General features: G+C 71.0%; 17 protein-coding genes. 12 read left to right on the top strand and 5 right to left on the bottom strand.

The annotated features are described in order from the left end of the window. Nucleotides 1–57: 57 nt before the first annotated feature. Together AC0NH5_RS32750 and AC0NH5_RS32745 are read left to right on the top strand one after the other, a co-directional pair. On the top strand, nt 58–2,559 hold the full coding sequence (locus tag AC0NH5_RS32750; protein ID WP_474410798.1) for a bifunctional FO biosynthesis protein CofGH: 2,502 nt from the start codon (nt 58–60) through the stop codon (nt 2,557–2,559). Between the two features lie 329 nt (nt 2,560–2,888). Continuing rightward, nucleotides 2,889–3,146, top strand: a complete 258-nt coding sequence (locus AC0NH5_RS32745) for a WhiB family transcriptional regulator (protein ID WP_378029446.1) — start codon at nt 2,889–2,891, stop codon at nt 3,144–3,146. A gap of 37 nt (nt 3,147–3,183) precedes the next feature. On the opposite strand, the gene AC0NH5_RS32740 is transcribed toward AC0NH5_RS32745, so the two are convergent. Beyond that, the gene (locus AC0NH5_RS32740) at nt 3,184–3,690 is read right to left on the bottom strand and encodes a metallopeptidase family protein (protein WP_474410797.1); all 507 of its coding nucleotides are present in this window, start codon (nt 3,688–3,690) and stop codon (nt 3,184–3,186) included. Nucleotides 3,691–3,846: 156 nt separating this feature from the next. Between AC0NH5_RS32740 and AC0NH5_RS32735 the strand changes: the two genes are divergently transcribed. Further along, nucleotides 3,847–4,209: a DUF3499 domain-containing protein gene (locus tag AC0NH5_RS32735; protein ID WP_474410796.1), complete on the top strand. Its 363-nt coding sequence runs from the start codon at nt 3,847–3,849 to the stop codon at nt 4,207–4,209. Nucleotides 4,210–4,753: 544 nt separating this feature from the next. Here AC0NH5_RS32735 and AC0NH5_RS32730 read toward each other — a convergent pair. Further along, nucleotides 4,754–5,590, bottom strand: coding sequence for a polysaccharide deacetylase family protein (locus AC0NH5_RS32730; protein ID WP_474410795.1), 837 nt, complete (start codon nt 5,588–5,590; stop codon nt 4,754–4,756). Nucleotides 5,591–5,719: 129 nt separating this feature from the next. Here AC0NH5_RS32730 and AC0NH5_RS32725 point away from each other — a divergent pair, with 129 nt between their 5' ends. Beyond that, nucleotides 5,720–6,241, top strand: a complete 522-nt coding sequence (locus AC0NH5_RS32725) for a GNAT family N-acetyltransferase (RefSeq protein ID WP_474410794.1) — start codon at nt 5,720–5,722, stop codon at nt 6,239–6,241. Between the two features lie 48 nt (nt 6,242–6,289). Here the strand turns inward: AC0NH5_RS32725 and AC0NH5_RS32720 are convergent, their stop codons facing one another. Genes AC0NH5_RS32720 through AC0NH5_RS32710 form a run of 3 tightly spaced genes read right to left on the bottom strand, consistent with a single transcriptional unit; the run spans nt 6,290 to nt 9,491 of the window. Further along, nucleotides 6,290–6,661: a DUF779 domain-containing protein gene (locus tag AC0NH5_RS32720; RefSeq protein WP_474410793.1), complete on the bottom strand. Its 372-nt coding sequence runs from the start codon at nt 6,659–6,661 to the stop codon at nt 6,290–6,292. Between the two features lie 2 nt (nt 6,662–6,663). Then, nucleotides 6,664–8,187: an acetaldehyde dehydrogenase ExaC gene (gene exaC / locus AC0NH5_RS32715; RefSeq protein WP_474410841.1), complete on the bottom strand. Its 1,524-nt coding sequence runs from the start codon at nt 8,185–8,187 to the stop codon at nt 6,664–6,666. A 44-nt stretch (nt 8,188–8,231) separates the two neighbouring features. After that, complete coding sequence (locus AC0NH5_RS32710; RefSeq protein WP_474410792.1) at nt 8,232–9,491, bottom strand: GAF domain-containing protein; 1,260 nt, start codon at nt 9,489–9,491, stop codon at nt 8,232–8,234. A 48-nt stretch (nt 9,492–9,539) separates the two neighbouring features. Here AC0NH5_RS32710 and nfi point away from each other — a divergent pair, with 48 nt between their 5' ends. From nfi to AC0NH5_RS32670, 8 genes are all read left to right on the top strand, one after another. After that, complete coding sequence (nfi, locus tag AC0NH5_RS32705; RefSeq protein WP_474410791.1) at nt 9,540–10,196, top strand: deoxyribonuclease V; 657 nt, start codon at nt 9,540–9,542, stop codon at nt 10,194–10,196. 50 nt (nt 10,197–10,246) lie between these two features. Then, nucleotides 10,247–11,626, top strand: coding sequence for a phosphomannomutase/phosphoglucomutase (locus AC0NH5_RS32700; protein WP_474410790.1), 1,380 nt, complete (start codon nt 10,247–10,249; stop codon nt 11,624–11,626). A 43-nt stretch (nt 11,627–11,669) separates the two neighbouring features. Beyond that, nucleotides 11,670–11,849 carry a Trm112 family protein gene (locus AC0NH5_RS32695; RefSeq protein WP_474410789.1) on the top strand — a complete coding sequence of 60 codons (180 nt, stop codon included), beginning with the start codon at nt 11,670–11,672 and terminating at the stop codon, nt 11,847–11,849. A 59-nt stretch (nt 11,850–11,908) separates the two neighbouring features. After that, nucleotides 11,909–13,051 (top strand): SIS domain-containing protein, encoded by a 1,143-nt coding sequence (locus AC0NH5_RS32690; protein ID WP_474410840.1) that lies wholly within the window; start codon nt 11,909–11,911, stop codon nt 13,049–13,051. After that, nucleotides 13,048–14,232 (top strand): mannose-6-phosphate isomerase, class I, encoded by a 1,185-nt coding sequence (manA, locus tag AC0NH5_RS32685; RefSeq protein ID WP_474410788.1) that lies wholly within the window; start codon nt 13,048–13,050, stop codon nt 14,230–14,232. Before AC0NH5_RS32690 ends, manA begins: the two co-directional genes overlap by 4 nt. A gap of 937 nt (nt 14,233–15,169) precedes the next feature. Next, nucleotides 15,170–16,636 (top strand): adenosylhomocysteinase, encoded by a 1,467-nt coding sequence (gene ahcY / locus AC0NH5_RS32680; RefSeq protein ID WP_474410787.1) that lies wholly within the window; start codon nt 15,170–15,172, stop codon nt 16,634–16,636. A gap of 182 nt (nt 16,637–16,818) precedes the next feature. Continuing rightward, nucleotides 16,819–17,667 (top strand): helix-turn-helix domain-containing protein, encoded by an 849-nt coding sequence (locus tag AC0NH5_RS32675; protein ID WP_474410786.1) that lies wholly within the window; start codon nt 16,819–16,821, stop codon nt 17,665–17,667. 50 nt (nt 17,668–17,717) lie between these two features. Beyond that, complete coding sequence (locus AC0NH5_RS32670) at nt 17,718–17,921, top strand: DUF397 domain-containing protein (protein ID WP_474410785.1); 204 nt, start codon at nt 17,718–17,720, stop codon at nt 17,919–17,921. Nucleotides 17,922–17,990 lie beyond the last annotated feature (69 nt).

Genomic DNA, 17,990 nt, shown 5'->3' with positions numbered 1-17,990 from the left:
TTCCCGTGCCCGGCGACCACAGGGGCAACCGACACGATTCCGGCCTAGGCTGCTCACGTGGTAGAGGTCAACGTGGAACCGGTACCGACCCAGGCGAGCATCCGCCGCGCACTGCGCCGTGCCGCTGACGGGAAAGCGATCGACGTCGAAGAGGCGACCGCGTTGCTCGCGGCCACCGGAGACCAGTTCGACGAGCTGCTGGCCATCGCCGGCAGCGTGCGCGACGCGGGCCTGCGCGAAGCCGGCCGGCCAGGCGTCGTCACGTACTCCCGCAAGGTCTTCATCCCGCTGACCCGGCTCTGTCAGGACCGGTGTCACTACTGCACGTTCGCGACCGTGCCGCACCGCCTGCCGGCCGCCTTCCTGGAGCGCGACGAGGTCCTGGAGATCGCCCGTCAGGGCGCCGCCCAAGGCTGCAAGGAGGCGCTCTTCACGCTCGGCGACCGGCCCGAGGAGCGCTGGCCGGCCGCGCGGCAGTGGCTCGACGAGCGTGGTTACGACTCGACTCTGGATTATGTGCGGGCCTGCGCGATCGCGGTGCTCGAAGAGACCGGCCTGCTCCCGCACCTCAACCCGGGCGTGATGAGCTGGGCCGAGCTGCAGCGGCTCAAGCCGGTCGCGCCGAGCATGGGAATGATGCTGGAGACCACCGCCACCCGGCTGTGGTCCGAGCCGGGTGGCCCGCACTACGGCTCGCCGGACAAGGAGCCCGCGGTCCGGATGCGGGTGCTCGACGACGCCGGCCGGGTCGGCGTCCCGTTCACCACCGGCATCCTGATCGGCATCGGCGAGACCCCGGCCGAGCGGGTGGACTCGCTGTTCGCGATCCGGCGGGCCGGCCGGGAGTACGGGCACATCCAGGAAGTGATCATCCAGAACTTCCGCGCCAAGCCGGACACCGCGATGCGCGGCATGCCCGACGCCGAGCTGCGCGAGCTGGCTGCCACGGTGGCGGTGGGCCGGATCATCATGGGCCCGCGGGCCCGGCTCCAGGCGCCGCCGAACCTGATCGACGACGAGTTCGCGCTGCTGCTGCGGGCCGGTATCGACGACTGGGGCGGCGTGTCGCCGGTGACACCGGACCACGTCAACCCGGAGCGACCCTGGCCGCAGATCGATGTGCTGCGGGAGAAGTCGGCGGCGTCCGGCTTCGAGCTCAAGGAACGGCTCACGATCTACCCGGAGTACGTGCGCCGGGCCGAGGAAGGCTGGCTGGACCCGCGTCTGGCCGCCCACGTGTCCGCGCTGGCCGGCCCGGACGGCCTGGCCCTGCCGGTCTCCCCGGCCGGGCGGCCCTGGCAGGAGCCGGACGACGCGTTCGGCACCGGGCGCACCGATCTGTTCGCGGCGATCGACACCGAGGGCCGCACCGGCGACCGGCGGTCCGACTTCGACGACGTCTACGGCGACTGGGACGAGGTGGCCGCGCACGTGAAGAGCGCGCCCGCCACGATGCCGACCGACGTGGTGGCGGCGTTGAAGCTGGCCGCCGAGGACCCGGCCGCGCTGCTGCTGCCGAAGCACGAGGACAAGGCCATGGCGCTGTTCAACGCCGACGGCCCGGCCCTTGACGAGCTGGCCCGGATCGCTGACGACCTGCGCAAACACGTCAACGGCGACGACATCACGTACGTGGTGAACCGCAACATCAACTTTTCGAACGTCTGTTACGTGGGCTGCCGCTTCTGCGCGTTCGCCCAGCGCGAGCGGGACGCCGACGCGTACCGGCTGTCGGTCGAGCAGGTCGCCGACCGGGCGGAGGAGGCGTGGCGGGACGGCGCCTCCGAGGTCTGCATGCAGGGCGGCATCGACCCGAAGATGCCCGTCACGGCCTATGCGGACCTGGTGCGGGCGGTGAAGCAGCGGGTGCCCGGGATGCACGTGCACGCGTACTCGCCGATGGAGATCGTGACGGCCTCGGCGAAGGCCGGCGTGCCGATCCGGGAGTGGCTGACCGAGCTGCGGGAGGCCGGGCTCGGCACCATCCCGGGTACGGCCGCGGAGATCCTCGACGACGACGTGCGCTGGGTGCTGACCAAGGGCAAGCTGCCGGCCCAGACCTGGGTCGAGGTGGTCACCACGGCCCACCAGGTCGGCATCCGATCAAGTTCGACCATGATGTACGGCCATGTCGACCACCCCCGGCAGTGGCTCGGCCACTTCCGGGTGCTCGCCGGCATCCAGGACGAGACCGGCGGGCTCACCGAGTTCGTGGCGCTCCCGTTCGTGCACACCAACGCGCCGATCTACCTCGCCGGCATCGCCCGTCCCGGTCCCACCTGGCGGGAGAACCGGGTGGTGCACGCGATGGCCCGGATCCTGCTGCACGGCCGCGTCCACAACATCCAGTGCTCGTGGGTGAAGCTCGGTGACGAGGGCACCCGGGTGATGCTCAACAGTGGATGCAACGACCTCGGCGGCACCCTGATGGAGGAGACGATCTCCCGGATGGCCGGGTCGGAGCACGGCTCTGCGCGGACGGTTGCCGAGCTCAAGGAGCTGGCAGCGGCGGCCGGCCGGCCCGCTGTCGAGCGCACGACGGTGTACAGCCGCAGGTGACGGCGTGATCCATTCGGCGGACCCGAGTCGGGGGACCCCCTGCCCCTAGGTCACAAAACGGGTTAAATTGGACGCGAGGGGTCGGGCCTGCGTTACCTTCCGGTGGCTCCGGGAGATATGGCAGGAACGGGACCGTGGAGCGTCCTCGACGCTTGAGGAAACGGGCCTATTTAGCAGGTTCGGCTTGACGACGCACGTCTTACACGCGTGTAATTTTGGTGGGGTTGTGGGGACGATGTGGGATTTTTACGTCGAACCCACAGAAACACGCCGCGTGCGTGGGGGGTCAGCGTCGGCTTCGGCCGACGCGGGAAAATGGAGGCACGCCGATGGAAGCGCAGGTTGAAGGGGTCGACCTGCTCGGGGACGCGCCCGAGTGGCAGGAGCGGGCATTGTGTTCGCAGACCGATCCCGAAGCATTCTTCCCGGAGAAGGGCGGCTCGACGCGTGAGGCGAAACGCATCTGCGGCCGCTGCGACGTGAAGGCTGACTGTCTGGAGTACGCGCTGGGCCACGACGAACGGTTCGGAATCTGGGGTGGACTGTCCGAACGTGAACGTCGCAAGTTGAAGCGCCGGGTGGCCTGAGCCAACGACCGGCCGGCTCCGGGGGGCGCCACGCCGGTCAGGCCAGCTCGTCCGGATCCACCCCGAGCAGGTTGGCAACCTGCTCGATGATCACGTCGTGAACGAGGTCGGCGAGGTCCTCGCGATCCATCGCCCGGAACTCCAGCGGGCGCCGGTACAGCACGATCCGGGGCGGCAGCTCATGCCGTCCCGGACGGCCGGGCAGCAGCCGGGCCAGGGGCACCTCGCCGTCCTCGAGCACGTCGGAGTCGTAGACGTTCAGCTCCGGCGGCACATCCTCGACCGCGAACTCGACGCCGGCCAGCTCCTTCGCGTACCGCCGCTCCAGGCCCTCGACAGTGTCCAGCACCAGATCGTCGAAGATCTCCGCCTTCGTGCGGGCCAGCGGCACAGTTGCCGGCACCAGGCGGCCGCGCAGGCCACGCCCGTGCCGGTCGCGCCGGGCGGGACGGCCCGGGCCGGTCGCACGCGTCGCCTTCGGGTCCGTCCGGCGGCGTTCGGGGCTGGTGGTCACGCGGCCAGCGTATCCCCACCAGCACGACATGCGTGGTCAGGCCGGTCGCCTCGTGTGTCCGTGCCGCTAATTCGCCCCAACGGGGCGGCGTGTCTAACGACCATGGCCGAATCGTGATGCGCTGCGGGTCGGCGTGTCGCGGGGCAACACTCCCCAGAATGGCGAGCGGAGAGATAACGTGCCGCCGTGAGGTCACCACGGCGCTGCTCCCGGAACGGCTGTCCCCGACAGGCGGTCGCCACGCTGACCTACGTCTACAGCGACTCGACGGCCGTGGTCGGCCCCCTCGCCGCTTTCGCCGAGCCGCACACGTACGACCTGTGTGAACCGCACGCCCGCAGCCTCACCGCGCCGCGCGGCTGGGAGCTGGTCCGCCACGACGGCGACTTCGCGCCCCCGCCGCCCACCACCGACGACCTCGTGGCGCTCGCCGAGGCCGTCCGTGAGGCCGCCCGCCCGGTCCATCCGCGGCCGGAGGGGGCCGACCCGGGCCCCGGCCACCAGACCGGTCGCCGCGGCCACCTCCGCGTAATCCCCCCTTCCCACTGACCCGTGTGAAGTTCGGGCTCAATACGCACCCCAACTCCACACACTCCCAGCCACCCCACCCCACCCCGCGCCGCGCCGCCCGCCGACCCCGCGCCGCCCGCCGACCCCGCGCCGCCCGCCGACCCCGCGCCGCCCGCCGACCCCGCGCCCGCGCCCGCCGACCCCGCGCCCGCGCCCGCCGACCCCGCGCCGCGCCGTCACCCCACGCCGCGCCGTCACCCCACGCCGCGCGGTCCCCGGCACCGCGCTGAGCCTGTGTGTGAAGTTCGGGTGCGTATCGAGCCGCAAGTTCACACACTGTCGGGCGCGCCACGCCGCGTCGCGCTGACCGCGCCGCGGTCGTCAGCGTTGCGGTTGCCGCGCGTTGCGGTTGGGTTGTGTGTGAAGTTGGGGTTTGAATCGAGCCGCAACTTCACACAGGGGGTGAGTGGGCAGCTCAGCCCGGCGGGCGCGGCAGAGGCTGGACCACCCGCTCAGGTCGCGCGGGACGGGCGGTACGCGATGGCGGAAGGCTGGGCGTGAATGCGCGTACTGAAGCGGGGTCCTAGAGGGAGACCAGCCGATAGCGATGCTTGAGCCACGGCAGAAGCTCGCGGTAGGCGGCGATCGTGTCCGGCTGCGCGTAGTCGTGGGAGAGCACGATGGCGCCCGGCCGGGTGTGCCGCTTGACCAGCTTGATGATCTTGTTGCAGTGGTCGCGGTGGGACTTCTTCTCGTCGTGGTCCCAGTCCCGGGGATCGACCTTCCAATAGATGGACTCCATGCCCATCCCGCGGGCGGTGGAGACCAGCGCCGGCGTGAAGTTGCCGCCGGGCGCGCGCATCAGGCTGATCTTCGCCTTCGGCTCGGCGGCGTGGATCGCGGCGTTGACCCGCTCCAGGTCCGCCTTGATCTTGGCGATCGGCTTCTTGCCGAGCTTGAGGTCGTGGTTCCAGGAGTGGTTGCAGAGCGCGTGACCGGCCCGGACGATGTCGCGGATCAGCTGCGGATGCCGCTTCGCCTGCACACCGACCACGCAGAAGGTGGCCTTGACCTGGTGCTTGGCGAGCAGGCGCAACAGCTTCGGGGTGTAGTCCGGGTCCGGCCCGTCGTCGAAGGTCAGCGCGACGCCCCGGGTGCCGGTGGTGAGGCGGCTGCCGGCCGGGCCGGTGCGGCGCTTGCCCTGGCGCTGGTCGGCAGTGGCCTTCTCGATGCGGCCACCGGGCGCCTGCGTCTCCGTGGCCGGCGGTGGCGCCGAGGGTGATGGCGAGGCGGCGACCACCGACTGGGCGGGATCGGCTCGCGGCGCCGTCGTCTGAGCCGCGGCCGCCTGGCCGAGAAGGCCGGTCATGATCAGAAGAGCGCTGACCGTGAAGGCCTTCCGGGTGTGCGACAGCGGCATCGATTTTCCTCCCCAGGTCGTCGGCGACTGCCGACGATGCCTGGGGAAGGCGGGGAATGCCAGTCCTGAACTGAATATGTGGCAGGAATCGGGTACAAAATTCCGCCTGTAAGCGTACAATCACCGGCCGTGGCGGATCTTCGATTGCGGCCGATAAATGCGGATGACCTCGACATGTTGCGCCGCTTCATGGTGGAGCCGGGGCTCGTGGGGCTCGACTGGAACGGCTTCCGTGATGCCGGCGCCGTGACGCGCCGCTTCGAGACCGACGGCTATCTGGGGCCGAGCGACGGATGGCTGGTCGTCAAGCACGAGACCGCGGCCGCCGGGGTGGTGACCTACCGCGAGATCCAGTACGGCAATGCCGGCGTCTGCCTGGAGATCGGCATCCTGCTGTTGCCGGAGTTCCGGGGGCGCGGTCTCGGCTGGCGGGCGCAGGCCGTGTTCGCCGATTACCTGTTCCAGCACCGGCCGGTGCAGCGGATCCAGGCGGGCACCCACCCGGAGAACATCGCCGAGCAGAAGGCGCTGGTCAAGGCGGGATTCCAATTCGAGGGCGTGCTGCGGTCCTGCGAGTTCCGGGCCGGGCAGTGGCGCGACGGCTGGCTCTACAGCCGGCTGCGCGACGATCCGGCGCCGGATCTCGGATGACCGGTCCGGCCGGCCGCCGGCGGGCGGGACGGACCGGCCGGACCTGTCCTATCCGAGTTCCTGCAGCTCGGCCTCGGTGAGCAGGCGCGAGCGGATCAGGAACCGCACGCCCTCGGGCGCCTCCAGCGAGAAGCCGGCGCCACGCCCGGGGACCACGTCCACCGTCAGGTGCGTGTGCTTCCAGAGTGCGAACTGACTGGCCGACATCCAGAACGTGATCGGCTCCGGCACCCCCTCGATCGCCAGAGACTCCAGCAGGACGTCGGAGCTGCCGGTGCGGAACTCACCCTCCAGGTAACACATCGGCGAGCTGCCGTCGCAGCAGCCGCCGGACTGGTGGAACATCAGTGGGCCGTGCTGCTCCCGCAGCTGCCGCATCATCGCGGCGGCCGCGGGGGACACATCGACGCGGGCGGCCATCTCTAGAAGAAGCCCATGGCCTTGGGGGAGTAACTGACCAGCAGGTTCTTCGTCTGCTGGTAGTGGTCGAGCATCATCCGGTGGTTCTCCCGGCCGATGCCCGACTGCTTGTAGCCGCCGAACGCCGCGTGCGCCGGGTAGAGGTGGTAGCAGTTCGTCCACACCCGGCCCGCCTTGATCGCCCGCCCGGCCCGGTACGCCTGGTTGATGTCCCGCGTCCAGACGCCGGCGCCGAGGCCGTACAGGCTGTCATTGGCGACGGTGATCGCGTCGTCGAAGTCACCGAACGGCGTCACCGACACCACCGGCCCGAAGATCTCCTCCTGGAAGATCCGCATGTTGTTGCGGCCCTCGAAGATGGTCGGCTGCACGTAGTAGCCGCCGGCCAGGTCGCCGGGCATCTCGGCGCGGGCGCCACCGGTCAGCGCGCGGGCGCCCTCCTGCCGGCCGATGTCCAGGTACGACAGGATCTTCTCCAGCTGGTCGTTGGAGGCCTGCGCGCCGACCTGGGTGTCGGTGTCCAGCGGGTTGCCCTGCCTGAGGTTCTCCACCCGCTTCACGCCGGCGGCCAGGAAGTCCGAGTAATGGCTCTGCTGGATCAGCGCGCGGGACGGGCAGGTGCACACCTCGCCCTGGTTCAGCGCGAACATCGCGAAGCCCTCGAGCGCCTTGTCGTAGAAGTCGTCGTCGGCGCGGCTGACGTCGTCGAAGAAGATGTTCGGGCTCTTGCCGCCGAGCTCCAGGGTGACCGGGATCAGGTTCTCCGAGGCGTACTGCATGATCAGGCGGCCGGTGGTGGTCTCACCGGTGAAGGCCACCTTGGCGACCCGGTTCGAGGAGGCGAGCGGCTTGCCGGCCTCCACCCCGAAGCCGTTGACGATGTTCACCACGCCCGGCGGGATCAGGTCGCCGATCAGCGAGAACAGGTAGTGGATCGAGGCCGGGGTCTGCTCGGCCGGCTTCAGCACCACCGCGTTGCCGGCGGCCAGGGCGGGCGCCAGCTTCCACACCGCCATCAGGATCGGGAAGTTCCACGGGATGATCTGGGCGACCACGCCGAGCGGCTCGTGGAAGTGGTACGCCACGGTGTCCTCGTCCAGCTGCCCCGCGGTGCCCTCCTGCGCCCGGATCACGCCGGCGAAGTAGCGGAAGTGGTCGATCGCCAGCGGGATGTCGGCGGCCAGGGTCTCGCGTACCGCCTTGCCGTTCTCCCAGGCCTCGGCGACGGCGATCTTCTCCAGGTGCTGCTCCATCCGGTCGGCGATCCGGTTCAGGACGACCGAGCGTTCGGTGGGCGACGTCCGTCCCCAGGCCGGGGCCGCGGCGTGCGCGGCGTCCAGCGCCTTCTCCACGTCCTCGGCGGTGCCGCGAGCGATCTCGGTGAACGGGCGGCCGGTCACCGGGGAGGGGTTCTCGAAGTACTGGCCCTTGGCCGGCGGGACGTACTCACCGCCGATGTAGTGGTCGTAGCGAGACTGGTAGCTGACGATGGCGCCCTCGGAGCCGGGCGGGGTGTAGATGGTCACGGTCACGCCTCCGTACCTGTCAGGGGGTCAGGCCGGGACGTTAGTCACCGTGACGTTGCACGGACGTTGCACAGCGCGTATTCACGTGACAGCTCGGCGACGCGACGGGCGGCGACCGGGTCGGCCGGGACCGAGGCCGCGTACGCCTCCCACATCTCCAGGTCGTCGCTGCCCCACGGACTGTCCAGCCAGCCCTGCAGCAGCCGCCGGTCGCCGGTGGCCAGCACGGCGGCGCGCAGCCGGTGGTCGATGCGGCGGCGCAGGCGTACCACCCCGGGTGCGTCGCTCGCCGGCAGCAGCGGGCCGGGATAGGCGGCCAGTGCCTCGGGCACCCGGCCGTGGTCGAGGAGCCCGGCGATCGTGCCGAAGTCCACCTCCACCTCGGCGCGCAGCCGGTAGGGCCGGGAGTCGAGCAGCTCCGGGCCCAGGATGCGGCGCAGCCGGGACAGCTCGGCCCGGACCGTCACCGGGTTGACGTCGTCGCCGTAGAGGTCGAAGCCCAGCTGGTCGCCGGTGCGGCCCTCGGGGTGCACGGTGAGCAGGACCAGCAGCTCGGAGTGTCGCCGGCCCAGCCGGATCCGCTTGCCGCCGAGGCTCAGCAGCGCCTCGTCGCGGCCGAGCGCCGTGATCACCGGTCGCCGGCCGGCCGGCGCGAGCACCCCCAGCAGCGCCTCGGCGGCCAGAGCCGTCGCCCGGACCAGTGCCAGGCTGTGCGGGTTGGCCAGGTGGTCGCCGCCGGTGACGTCGATCGCGCCGAGCAGCCGGCCGGTGCGGGGATCGTGCACGGGTGCTGCCGCGCAGGTCCAGCTCTGCACCGGGTGGGTGAAGTGCTCGGTGGCGAAGATCTGCAACGCGTGGTCGACGGCGAGCGCGGTGCCGGGCGCGTTGGTGCCGGCGTGCGCCTCGTCCCACCGGGCGCCGGGCACGAAGTTCATCGACGCCGCTTCGCGCAGGGTGGCCGGGTGCCCCTCGACCCAGAGCATGCGGCCGTGCTCGTCGCAGACCGCGAGGATGTGGTCGCCGTCCTCGGCCAGCCCACCCAGCAGATCCCGGAAGATCGGCATGACCCGGGCCAGCGGGTGCGCCGCCCGGTAGGCCTCCAGGTCGGCGTCGGCGAGGTCGATGGGAGCCCTGCTGTCCGCCCCGATCCACGCGGCCGACCGCGCCCAGGAGTCGGCGACCACCGAGCGCATCCGGCCCGGCTGCGGATCGCCGGCCAGGAACCGCTCATGGGCGTGGCCGACCTGACGGATCCGCTCGGTCGGGTCGTCGCCGGGAGTCAGGGCGAGCCAGGGGTTCCCCACCCGCCCATCGTGACCCGCGTCACGTCAGGAGACAACTATTCTTCTGCGGTGCTCCGGCCCCGTACCGAAGAAGAAGCTTTTGCCGTTCAGGACGCCCTCCGGTCGCGGGTGATCCTCGGCGAGGCCCCGTCGTCCACGGCGCTCGTGGCGGGACTCGACGTCGCCTATGACGGTGACCGGCTGGCGGCCGCCGTCGTGGTGCTCGATTCGTCGGATCTGTCGGTCCGGGACACCGTTGTGATGCCCAGCCGCACGACTTTCCCGTACGTCCCGGGGCTGTTCGCCTTCCGTGAGGTGCCCGCCCTGCTGGACGCGCTGGAGAAGCTGACCCTCCGGCCCGACGTGCTGATCTGCGACGGGCACGGTCTGGCCCACCCGCGCCGGTTCGGTCTCGCCTCGCATCTGGGTGTGCTGACCGACCTGCCGTCGTTCGGGGTGGGCAAGACCCGCCTGGTCGGCGCGCACGACCCCGTCGGAGCGGATCGCGGCGACCGCGAGCCGCTGATCGTCGACGGCGAGACCGTCGGCGCGGTGCTGCGCACCCGGACCGGGGTGAAACCGGTGTTCGTCTCGGTCGGGCACCGGATGGATCTCGGCACCGCCTGTGCGCTCACGTTGCGCCTGACGCCTCGTTACCGGCTGCCGGAGACGACGCGTGCGGCTGACCACGCCTGTCGTCTCGCGGTTGAAACCTTTCGGAGGTGATCGCTCCGATACCCTCGGCCCAGTAGGGAATTCGGGTGAGGAGTAGGTAAGTGTCGGATCTGTCGCAGATCATCAAGGCGTACGACGTCCGGGGCATCGTCCCGGATCAGTTCAACGAGGCGGTGGCGCGGGCGATCGGCACGGCTTTCGTCGAGATGCTGCGGGAGTCCGGTGACGAGCCGGACCAGATCGTGATCGGGCACGACATGCGCGAGTCCGGCCCCGGCCTGGCCGCCGCATTCGCCCGTGGGGCCAACGCGGCCGGCACCGGCGTCATCACCATCGGGCTGGCCTCGACCGACCAGCTCTACTACGCCTCCGGCTCGCTCGGCCTGCCCGGCGCGATGTTCACCGCCAGCCACAACCCGGCCCGGTACAACGGCATCAAGCTCTGCCGCGCCGGCGCCCGCCCGGTCGGCCAGGACAGCGGACTGGTGATCGTGCGCAAGCGCGCCCAGGACCTGCTCGCCGACCTGAACGCCGGCGCCGACGGCCCGTCCCGGGTGGAGCGGCGTGACCTGCTGAAGGACTACGCCGCGCACCTGCGCTCGCTGGTCGACCTGACCGGCATCCGGCCGCTCAAGGTGATCGTGGACGCCGGCAACGGGATGGGTGGCCACACCGTCCCGGCCGTGCTCGGCGACCAGGTCCTGCCCGCCCTGCCGCTGGAGATCGTGCCGCTCTTCTTCGAGCTGGACGGCTCCTTCCCGAACCACGAGGCGAACCCGCTCGACCCCAAGAACCTCGAGGACCTGCAGAAGGCCGTCCGCGAGCAGGGCGCCGACCTGGGTCTTGCCTTCGACGGCGACGCCGACCGCTGCTTCGTGATCGACGAGAACGGCGACCCGGTCTCGCCGTCCGCGATCACCGCGCTGGTCGCCGCCCGCGAGCTGGCCAAGTTCCCGGGCAGCACGATCATCCACAACCTGATCACCTCGGCCGCGGTGCCGGAGATCATCACGGAGCGCGGCGGCAAGCCGGTGCGCAGCCGGGTCGGCCACTCCTTCATCAAGGCGGAGATGGCGCAGACCAACGCGGTCTTCGGCGGCGAGCACTCGGCGCACTACTACTTCCGGGACTTCTGGTTCGCCGACACCGGCATGCTCGCCGCCATGCACGTGCTCGCCGCGCTCGGTGGACAGTCCGAGCCGCTCTCCCGGTACGCCGCCGAGTACGAGCGCTACGCCGCCTCCGGTGAGATCAACTCCACGGTGGCCGACGCGACCGCCAAGATCGCCGAAGTGCGGGCCGCGTTCCCGGGCGCCGCGGTGGACGAGCTGGACGGCATGACCGTGCAGGTCGGCGACGGCGCCTGGTTCAACCTGCGGGCCTCGAACACCGAGCCGCTGCTGCGCCTCAACGTGGAGGCGCGGGACGCCGCGCGGATGGCGGCGCTGCGCGACGAGGTTCTGACCATCGTTCGTGGATAGGATCGCCACGACCCTCGTACGGCGGCATTTAAGGAGTAGCTCGGTGGCGCTCGATCAGCAGTTGCTGGAGATTCTGGCCTGCCCGGACACGCATCACGCGCCCCTCGACCACGACGCGGAGGCGCAGACGCTGACCTGCACCGAGTGCGGGCGGATCTTCCCCATCCGGGACGACATCCCGATCCTGCTCCTGGACGAGGCCATCGAGAGGGACGCCAAGTGACCGCCGGGGTCAACGGGCACCGCGTCGCGGACGAGTCGCTGCTCAACGACGAGAAGTCGATGCTCGCCAACGACCCGGGCGGCATGCTGCGGGCCACCGCCTCGGCCGGCGCGCAGGTGCGCGAATCCGCCGCGCTCGCCGGCGAGGTCGACCTCACCATGCTCGCCGACGAGGGCCGACCACGGGCGGTCGTGGTCGCCGGCATCGGCACCGCCGGCCTCACCGGCAACGTCCTGTCCACCGTCGCCGGGCCGCGCTGCCCGGTCCCGATCATCGGCCACCGCAGCGCCGGCGTGCCCGGCTGGGTCGGCGCGGCGGACGTGGTGATCGCGGTCTCCGCCTCCGGGCGCAGCCCCGAGGCGCTCGCCGCCGCCGAGGCCGCCGCCCGTCGCGGCGCCCGGCTGGTCGCCATCGGTAACCCCGGCTCCGAGCTGGAGGCGATGGCCGAGCGGGCCCGCGCGCCGTTCATCGGCGTGCCCCGCCGCGCCCCGGCCCGGGCCACGCTCTGGGGCCTGACCATCCCGGTGCTGCTCGCCGGCCGGGCGCTCGGCCTGGTCAAGGTCACCGAGGCGGACATCGCCGAGACCGCGACCCGGCTGGACAACGACGCCGAGCGCTGCCGCCCGGCCGCCGACTCGTTCGTCAACCCGGCCAAGGAACTGGCCCTCGGCCTGGCCGGCTCGGTCCCCGTCATCTGGGGCTCGTCGCCGCTGGCCACCGTCGCGGCCCGGCGGTTCGCCGACACCCTGGCCGCCAACGCCCGTTACCCGGTGATGGCCGGCGCGCTCGGCGAGGCCGGCCGGGGCCGGGTGGGCCTGCTCGACGGCGTCTTCGGCGGGCTCGCCGAGTCGTCCCGGGACATCTTCGCCGACCCGGACGAGGTCGAGGAGGAGGTCACCCGGCTGCGCCTGGTGGTGTTCCGCGACGGCGGCCTCAACCCGGAGGACGACGCCGACGAGCCGGTCGCCGTCGAGGAGCGCCGGGCCGACGCCATCCAGACCCTCGCCGACCGCCGTGGCGTGCGCTGCGACGTGCTCACCGCCGAGGGCGGGTCGTCGCTGGAGCGGTTCGCCTCGCTGGTGGCGGTGCCCGACTACGCCTCCCTCTATCTCGCGCTGGCGCACGGGCTCGACCCGATGGCCGTGCCCGCGATCAGTGAGATGAAGGAGCTCTCCAACCCGCTGCCGGAAGGCCTCACGTGACCGTCCATCCCCTCACCGGGGTCATCAGGCCGTACGCCTGGGGATCCCGGACGGCGATCGCCGAGCTGCAGGGCCGTCCCGCGGCCGAGGGGCCGGAGGCCGAGTTGTGGCTCGGCGCGCACCCCGGCGACCCCTCCACGGTGCCCGGCCCGGACGGCCCGGTCGCGCTCACCGAGCTGATCGCCGGCGACCCGGCCGGTCAGCTCGGCGAGTCCGTGGCAGCCGTGTTCGGGCCCCGCCTGCCATATCTGATGAAGGTCCTGGCCGCGGACGCCCCCCTGTCGCTGCAGGCGCACCCCGACGCGGACTACGCGGAGGTCGCCTTCGCGAAGCAGGAAGCCGACCCGTCCGCGCCGAAGAACTACACGGACGCCCACCACAAACCCGAGATGCTGGTCGCGCTGACCCCGTTCGAGGCGCTCTGCGGCTTCCGCCCGCCCGACGTCGCCGCCGACGTGCTCGCCGCTCTCGGTCTGCCGCGCCTGGACCCGGTGATCACCGCACTGCGCGCCGGCGACCTCACCGAAGCCGTCCGCCTGCTGCTCACCTGGCCGGGCAACGACCGCCCCGCGCTGATCGACGACGTGGTGACAGCCGCGGGCCGGTTCACGCCGGGCCACGCGCACGCGGACAGCTTCCAGCTCGCCCAGCGCCTGGCCGCCCACTATCCCGGCGACCCCGGCGTGCTGGTCGCGCTCCTGCTCAACCTGGTCCGCCTCGCCCCCGGCGAAGCCATCTGGATGCCCGCCGGCAACCTGCACGCCTATCTGCGCGGCCTCGGCGTCGAGCTGATGGCCGCCAGCGACAACGTGCTGCGCGGCGGTCTCACGCCGAAGCGGGTCGACGTCGACGAACTGCTGCGGGTGCTGCGCTTCGAAGTCCTCGACGACCCGCTGCTGCACCCCGCGGCCTCCTCGGACGAGGTCACGGCCTGGCACGTACCGGTCCCGGACTTCCAACTCCACCGCGTCGCCCTGCGCGCCGACCGCCCGCCCGTGCGCCTTCCGGGCAGCGGGCCGCGCGTCATCCTCGGCGTGGCGGGCGAGGTCAATGTGGGGGAGGGGCACGGGATCCCCGTCGCGGTCCAGCCGGGGACGGCGGCTTACGCACCTGCCTCGGCGGGAGACCTCACCGCGGCCGGCGTCGGGGAGATCTTTGTGGCCTCGGTTCCTTCTTCTTGAGGTACGCGTGATCGAACGGCTCTCGAGAGTTGCAGCGAGCTTGCTGCGACTCCGGCCTTTGCCGCCACCGCCGGGCTGAGCTGCCGTCCCGGCCTCAACCCACCCCGCTCCGCCGCCGGCCGCGCCCCGCCCGTCAGCCGCCCTGGCCCACCGCGCCGCCCGTCCGTAATGCCGCCCGGCCCACCGCGCCGCCCGCTCGACCCGGCCCACCGCGTCGCCCGCTCGACCCGGCCCACCGCGTCGCTGCCCGGCTCACCGCGTGTCCGCCCTGTCCCACCGCGCGGCCCGCTGGGCTCGGCCCGGCCTGCCGTCGCCCGTGCCACTACCGCCCCGTCCCGCCGTCCGCCCCGTGGCGCCGCCCAGCCACGCTGTCCGCCCGGTCGCGCCGCTGCACCGCTCAGTGTGTTGATTTGAGGTGCGTATCGGACCCCAAATCAACACGCTGCTTGTCGGCGGTCGGAGTGTGCGGACTTTGGGTTCGCCGCGCGTCTTGAGTCACCACACTGGTGGGGGGTGGGCGGGAGTGAGGGCTCCTGCGGGGGCTTATCGGCCACACGAGTCCGAAATATCGTGAAATGCCTTGACATGATGGTTGCAGAGTGTGAATCTAGAAGTACGCAGCGTCATTGGTGATCGGGGGGTCCCACGGACGCGCGCGGTACCAAACCGGGGGGATGAACGGGGCGGCGGGCTCAGGCCTGTCGCCCCGTTCGCTATTCCAGCTCCGAAGGCTCCCGACTCCCGTGGAGCTTGCTGCCTTCGCGGCGCTGAACGCGCTGGTTCCTGGGGAGGCGGAGCGGGAGCGCTGCGAGCGTGGCTGAGTGGCAAGGGGCTCGCGCACCATCGCCAGAGAACGCGACTGCCGCTTCTGAGGCAGCCATAGGTCGTACGGTGAATAGGTTTTGTGATGAAATTTCCGATGGGCAGGAGCTGAAGGATGAGCAGCACGGGTCGTCCCGCAACGCTTGCTGAGGGGGACTTCAAGGTCGCGGACCTGTCGCTCGCGGCGTTCGGTCGCAAGGAGATCGAGCTGGCCGAGCATGAGATGCCGGGCCTGATGGCGCTGCGCGCGGAGTTCGGGTCCGCTCAGCCGCTGCGCGGGGCGCGGATCACCGGGTCGCTGCACATGACGATTCAGACCGCGGTGCTGATCGAGACGCTGACGGCGCTGGGTGCGCGGGTGCGCTGGGCGTCCTGCAACATCTTCTCGACCCAGGATCACGCGGCCGCGGCGATGGTGGTTGGCCGGGACGGTACGCCGGAGGAGCCGCGCGGGGTGCCGGTCTACGCGTGGAAGGGCGAGAGCCTCGACGAGTACTGGTGGTGCACCGAGCAGGTGCTGCTCTGGCCGGACGGCGAGGGGCCCAACATGATCCTCGACGACGGTGGGGACGCGACGCTGCTGGTGCACAAGGGCGCGGAGTTCGAGCGGGCCGGTGTGGTGCCGCCGCCGGACACGGCCGGCTCCGAGGAGTACGCGGTCATCCTGGGCCTGCTCGCGCGCAGCCTGAAGGAGGACGGGAAGCGGTGGACGCGGGTCGCGGCCGGCATCAAGGGTGTCACCGAGGAGACCACGACCGGCGTGCACCGGCTGTACGAGATGCAGCACAACGGCACCCTGCTCTTCCCGGCGATCAACGTGAACGACTCGGTGACCAAGTCGAAGTTCGACAACAAGTACGGCTGCCGGCACTCGCTGATCGACGGCATCAACCGGGCCACCGACGTGCTGATCGGCGGCAAGGTGGCGGTGGTGTTCGGGTACGGCGACGTCGGCAAGGGGTGCGCCGAGTCGCTGCGCGGGCAGGGCGCCCGGGTGATCGTGACCGAGGTCGACCCGATCTGTGCGTTGCAGGCGGCGATGGACGGCTACCAGGTCGCCACGATCGACGACGTGGTCGCGTCCGCGGACATCTTCATCACGGCGACCGGATGCTTCGACGTGATCACCCATGAGCACATGGCCCGGATGAAGCATCAGGCGATCGTCGGGAACATCGGCCACTTCGACAACGAGATCGACATGGCCGGGCTGGCGCGGCGCCCCGACGTCACGAAGATCAACATCAAGCCGCAGGTCGACGAGTGGCGCTTCGCCGACGGGCACTCGATCATCGTGCTCTCCGAGGGGCGGCTGCTGAACCTCGGCAACGCGACCGGGCACCCGTCGTTCGTGATGAGCAACAGCTTCTCGAACCAGACGATCGCGCAGATCGAGCTCTTCACGAAGACCGAGGAGTACCCCGTCGGGGTGCATGTGCTGCCGAAGAATCTGGACGAGAAGGTGGCCCGGCTGCACCTGGACGCGCTCGGGGTGCGGCTCACCGAGCTGACCAAGGAGCAGGCCGCCTATCTCGGCATCGCGGTCGAGGGGCCGTACAAACCGGAGCATTACCGGTACTGATCGGCCGACGACGTGCCTGAGCCCCCGCTCGCCCGCCGAGCGGGGGCTCACATCCGCCGGCGGTTGCCGCCACCGGCTTCGGCCTTCGCCTCTCATTACGTCACGCCGATCGACCGCACTGCAAGTGCATTGCCTTCTCTGCAACTTGCAGTGGCGGACGGACGCGCCGATATGGTGGCCTCGTGGCGAGGCCGACATCGACTGCGCGCCGGGAGCTCGGGGGCGAACTGCGCCGACTCCGCGGTGAGCGCCGTGCTGTCGACGTAGCCACCGCACTGGGCTGGTCCGAGTCGAAACTGAGCCGGATCGAGACCGCGCACACCGGGATCAGCGAGCCCGACCTCGACCGCCTGCTCACGCTGTACGGGGTGGCCGTCGAGGACCGCGGCCGGCTGCGCGACCTGGCCCGCCGTGGCCGGACCCGGGCCTGGTGGACGCCGTACAGGTCGTCGGTCCCGGATCCGTACGACGAGTACCTCGCCCTGGAGGCCGAGGCGGTCCTGATCTCCGAGTGGGAGGCCCAGGTCGTGCCGGGCCTGTTGCAGACCGACGAGTACGCGCGAGCCGTGATCGAGACCGGCGCCGACATCGAGGAGATCTCCACCATCCAGCGCCGGCTCGCGGTGCGGATGGCCCGGCAAGCGGTGCTCACCCGCGATCCGCCGCCGACGCTGCGGATCGTCCTGGACGAGGGCGTGCTGTTGCGCCAGGTGGGCGGCCGCGAGGTGCAGCAACGGCAGCTCAACCGGCTGTACGAGGCGAGCACCCGCCCCGGTGTCGAGCTGTTGATCCTGCCGTTCCAGGCCGGCGCGCACGCCGGGCTGACCGAGTCGTTCCTGGTGCTGGAGTTCGCTGCGGGCACCCGTAACCCGGTGGTGCACATCGAAGGACTGACCGGCGGCCACTTCCGGGTGAAGCCCGAGGAGATCGACGTTTATCAGGATGCCTTCGATGACCTGCTGGAACGCGCATTGTCGCCAGAAGAGAGCCGAACGGCCATCGCTGAGACGAGGGATCGTCTCGCCCGGTGAACGGCCCCGGTGGGTTCCAATGGAGGGGCATTCCACGGAAGGAGATGATCATGAAGAACGCCACGCCCACCTGGCGCAAGAGCAGTCGCAGTGGCGCTGCCGGACACTGCGTCGAAGTCGCCAATGTTCCGGCGGCGGTGCTGGTGCGCGACTCCAAGGACGTCACCGGGCCGGTGCTCAGCTTCGGCGCTGTCGACTGGACCGGCTTCCTGGCCGGTGTCCGAGCAGGGGAGTTCGACCGGCCCGGCGTGTGAGGAACGCTCCGCGCACCACGGGCGGTCCCGGACCGGGGCCGCCCGTTTTTCTCACAAGATCGACCCCCA

It is taken from the genome of Actinoplanes sp. 13 (genome assembly GCF_056134165.1).
This window is presented reverse-complemented; position numbering and strand designations above follow the sequence as displayed.

Coding starts and splice junctions, on each gene's coding strand:
- AC0NH5_RS32745 (WP_378029446.1), top strand. CDS start 2,889: ATGGAAGCGCAGGTTGAAGGGGTCGACCTGCTCGGGGACGCGCCCGAG.
- AC0NH5_RS32740 (WP_474410797.1), bottom strand. CDS start 3,690: ATGTCGTGCTGGTGGGGATACGCTGGCCGCGTGACCACCAGCCCCGAA.
- AC0NH5_RS32730 (WP_474410795.1), bottom strand. CDS start 5,590: ATGCCGCTGTCGCACACCCGGAAGGCCTTCACGGTCAGCGCTCTTCTG.
- AC0NH5_RS32720 (WP_474410793.1), bottom strand. CDS start 6,661: ATGGCCGCCCGCGTCGATGTGTCCCCCGCGGCCGCCGCGATGATGCGG.
- AC0NH5_RS32690 (WP_474410840.1), top strand. CDS start 11,909: ATGCTCGCCAACGACCCGGGCGGCATGCTGCGGGCCACCGCCTCGGCC.
- ahcY (WP_474410787.1), top strand. CDS start 15,170: ATGAGCAGCACGGGTCGTCCCGCAACGCTTGCTGAGGGGGACTTCAAG.
- AC0NH5_RS32670 (WP_474410785.1), top strand. CDS start 17,718: ATGAAGAACGCCACGCCCACCTGGCGCAAGAGCAGTCGCAGTGGCGCT.